The following is a 2,606-nucleotide window of genomic DNA, read 5'->3' on the forward strand; positions in this document are numbered from 1 at the left end:
GGTCGCCAGCACCAGCAGGCACCGCGTCAGGCCTGGCGCGGCGATGAGCCGGTGCAGGCCGCCGGCGACAGTGCGGCGAGCGTCGCGCCGCGTGCCCGGGAGTCGGCCAGCGATGTGCTGGTCACCGTTTAACCGCCAATCAATCGAGACTCAACCATGACAATGCCGCGGATCATCCTGCTGCTGCTTATCTTCAACACCCTGGTGGTGGTCGGCGCCAGCGTCTTCAACTACGCCACGCTCAAGTCCATGCAAACCGGCCAGGCGGTGCTCGGCATTTCCGTCGGCAGCGCCGACAGCGACGCCGAGGAAGCCAAGAGCGAATACCGCTTCTTCCCCATCGAGAAGGTCATCGTCAGCCTGCAGGGCGAGAGCCGCGAACACTACTTCGTCTTGGACCTGGTGCTGCAGGCCGACCTGGAGACCGACCCGAAGAAGCTCGAGCAGATCGACCCCATGGTGCGCAACTCGGTGGTGGCGCACCTCTCCTCGATGACCTTCGAGAAGCTGCGTGGCATGCCCATCCCCGAATTGCAGAGTGCCCTGGAGCGGGTGCTGTTCGACGACTTCGCCAGCAAGAAACTGGCGATGCCGTTCGCCAACGTGCTGGTCAGCAAGCTGATCGTTCAGTAAAGAGCAGAGCCTAGCCATGAACGCCACCTGCGCCATCGACTACCGCTACGCCGCCGAACAGGGTGGAGCCGCGCTGTTCGCCCCCGGGGCCGAGCAGAAGTGGCTGCTGCAGTACCTGCCGCTGGTCAAACGCATCGTCAGCCAGCTGGCGCTGCAGGCCAATCAGGTGCTCGATCGCGAGGACATGGAGCAGATCGGCCTGATGGGTCTGCTCGAATGCCTGCGTCGCTACGGCACGCCGGACGAACAGTTCGGTCGCTTCGCTGCGCTGCGCATCCGTGGCGCGATTCTCGACGAGCTGCGCCGCCAGGACTGGCGACCGCGTCAGGTGCGTCAGCAGACCCACAGGATTCGCGACGCCATCCGCCAGCTGGCGCGCCAGCTCGGTCGGGTGCCGCAGGAGGAGGAGATCCTCGCCGCCGCCGGGATCAGCGCCAAGGACTACCAGGACTTTCTCCAGGCCGATGCCTGCGAGGCCATCGAGAGCCTCGACGAGCTGCTGCAGAACGGCCACGAAGGCTTCGCCTGCGGCGCCAGCGCGGTCGAGGATCGGGTGCTCAAGGAGCGCCTGCTGGCCCAGGCGCTGAGCCAGCTCAGCGAGCGCGAGCGGCTGGTGCTGACCCTTTACTACCAACACGAGCTGAGCCTCAAGGAAATCGCCCTGGTGCTGGAACTGAGCGACGCGCGCGTCTGCCAGTTGAGCAAGCAGGCGATCGCCAAGGCCAGCCGCTACCTGAACGAGAGAGGCTAGGGTGCAGAAGTTATTAGGTGCATTGATCATCGTCGCCTGCGTGCTCGGCGGTTACGTCATGGCCCATGGTGAGCTGGCCATGCTCTGGCAGCCGGCCGAGGTGGTGATCATCGTCGGCGCCGGTCTCGGCGCGCTGGTGGTGGGCAACCCCAAGGAAGTGCTGGTGGAGATGTGCCAGCAGATCAAGGGCGTGTTCGTCTACAAGCGCCGCGGCGAGGAGTTCCAGCGCCAGTTGTTGATGCTGCTCTACGAGCTGCTGGAGATGGTCGACGTCGGCGGCCTCAAGGTGCTCGACGCGCATATCGAGGAACCGGAACAGAGCGAGCTGTTCGCCAAGTACCCGCTGATCTGTCAGGAGAAGAACCTGATGGCCTTCATCGCCGACAATTTTCGCCTGATGGCCATGGGCAAGATCAGCGCCCACGAGCTGGAAGGCTTCCTCGAACAGGAGCTGGAGGCCATGGAGCACATCCTGCTGCAGCCGGCGCGCTCGCTGCACAAGATCGGCGAGGCGATGCCCGGTTTCGGCATCCTCGCGGCGATCATGGGCATCATCATCACCATGGGCAATATCGGCGGTTCGGTGGCCGAGATCGGCGCCCACGTCGCCGCGGCGCTGGTCGGCACCTTCCTCGGCATCTTCATGTGCTACTGCGTGATGGAGCCGCTGTCCAACGCCATGAGCCAGCGGATCAAGACCGAGCTGTCGGCGCTGGAGTGCGTGCGCACCACCCTGGTCGCCCACGTCGCCGGCAAGCCCACCCTGCTGGCGGTGGACGCCGGGCGCAAGCTGATCGAGCAGGACGTCAAGCCGGCATTCAAGCAGCTGGAGACCTGGGTCAACCGCTACGAGGATGAAAGGGACGCGGCATGAAGAAGCGCGGCGATCAACAGCACGAGGTCATCGTCAAGCGGCGCAGCAAGAAGGGCCACGACGATACCCACGGCGGCGCCTGGAAGGTGGCCTTCGCCGACTTCACCTTGGCCATGATGGCGCTGTTCATGGTGCTGTGGATCATCCAGCCGCAGAACCCGCAGCAGAGTCGCGCCGACGCCGACATGTTGACCAACCCGCTGGTCGAGGGCGGCGCCGGCATCTTCGATGGCAGCAGCCGCACGCCGCTGGATCTAGACGGCGTGCCGGTGCAGGTCAGCCCGCGCAAGGATCGCGACAACCAGGCGCGCACGCCGCAGGAAGACCCCGGCGCCGAGTTGGGCGACG

At 65.3% G+C, this 2,606-nt stretch carries 4 protein-coding genes; all 4 read left to right on the top strand.

Translation table 11 applies throughout. The features are described 5' to 3' along the window. Positions 1-156: 156 nt before the first annotated feature. Complete coding sequence (gene fliL / locus N878_RS17305; RefSeq protein ID WP_031303376.1) at positions 157-633, top strand: flagellar basal body-associated protein FliL; 477 nt, start codon at positions 157-159, stop codon at positions 631-633. Between the two features lie 16 nt (positions 634-649). Continuing rightward, entirely contained in the window at positions 650-1,384 is a 735-nt protein-coding gene (locus tag N878_RS17310; RefSeq protein WP_021444860.1) for a FliA/WhiG family RNA polymerase sigma factor, read from the top strand. A 1-nt stretch (position 1,385) separates the two neighbouring features. Further along, the gene (gene motA / locus N878_RS17315) at positions 1,386-2,258 is read left to right on the top strand and encodes a flagellar motor stator protein MotA (RefSeq protein WP_031303377.1); all 873 of its coding nucleotides are present in this window, start codon (positions 1,386-1,388) and stop codon (positions 2,256-2,258) included. Then, a partial coding sequence (locus N878_RS17320) for a flagellar motor protein MotB (RefSeq protein ID WP_021444862.1) occupies positions 2,255-2,606 on the top strand: 352 nt, incomplete at its 3' end. The genes motA and N878_RS17320, both read left to right, overlap by 4 nt.

This window comes from Pseudomonas sp. EGD-AK9, assembly GCF_000465935.2.
Classification (GTDB): Bacteria; Pseudomonadota; Gammaproteobacteria; order Pseudomonadales; family Pseudomonadaceae; genus Aquipseudomonas.

Bases quoted from the DNA above. Each gene is read 5' to 3' on its own strand.
- fliL (WP_031303376.1), top strand. From the start codon at position 157: ATGACAATGCCGCGGATCATCCTGCTGCTGCTTATCTTCAACACCCTG.
- N878_RS17310 (WP_021444860.1), top strand. From the start codon at position 650: ATGAACGCCACCTGCGCCATCGACTACCGCTACGCCGCCGAACAGGGT.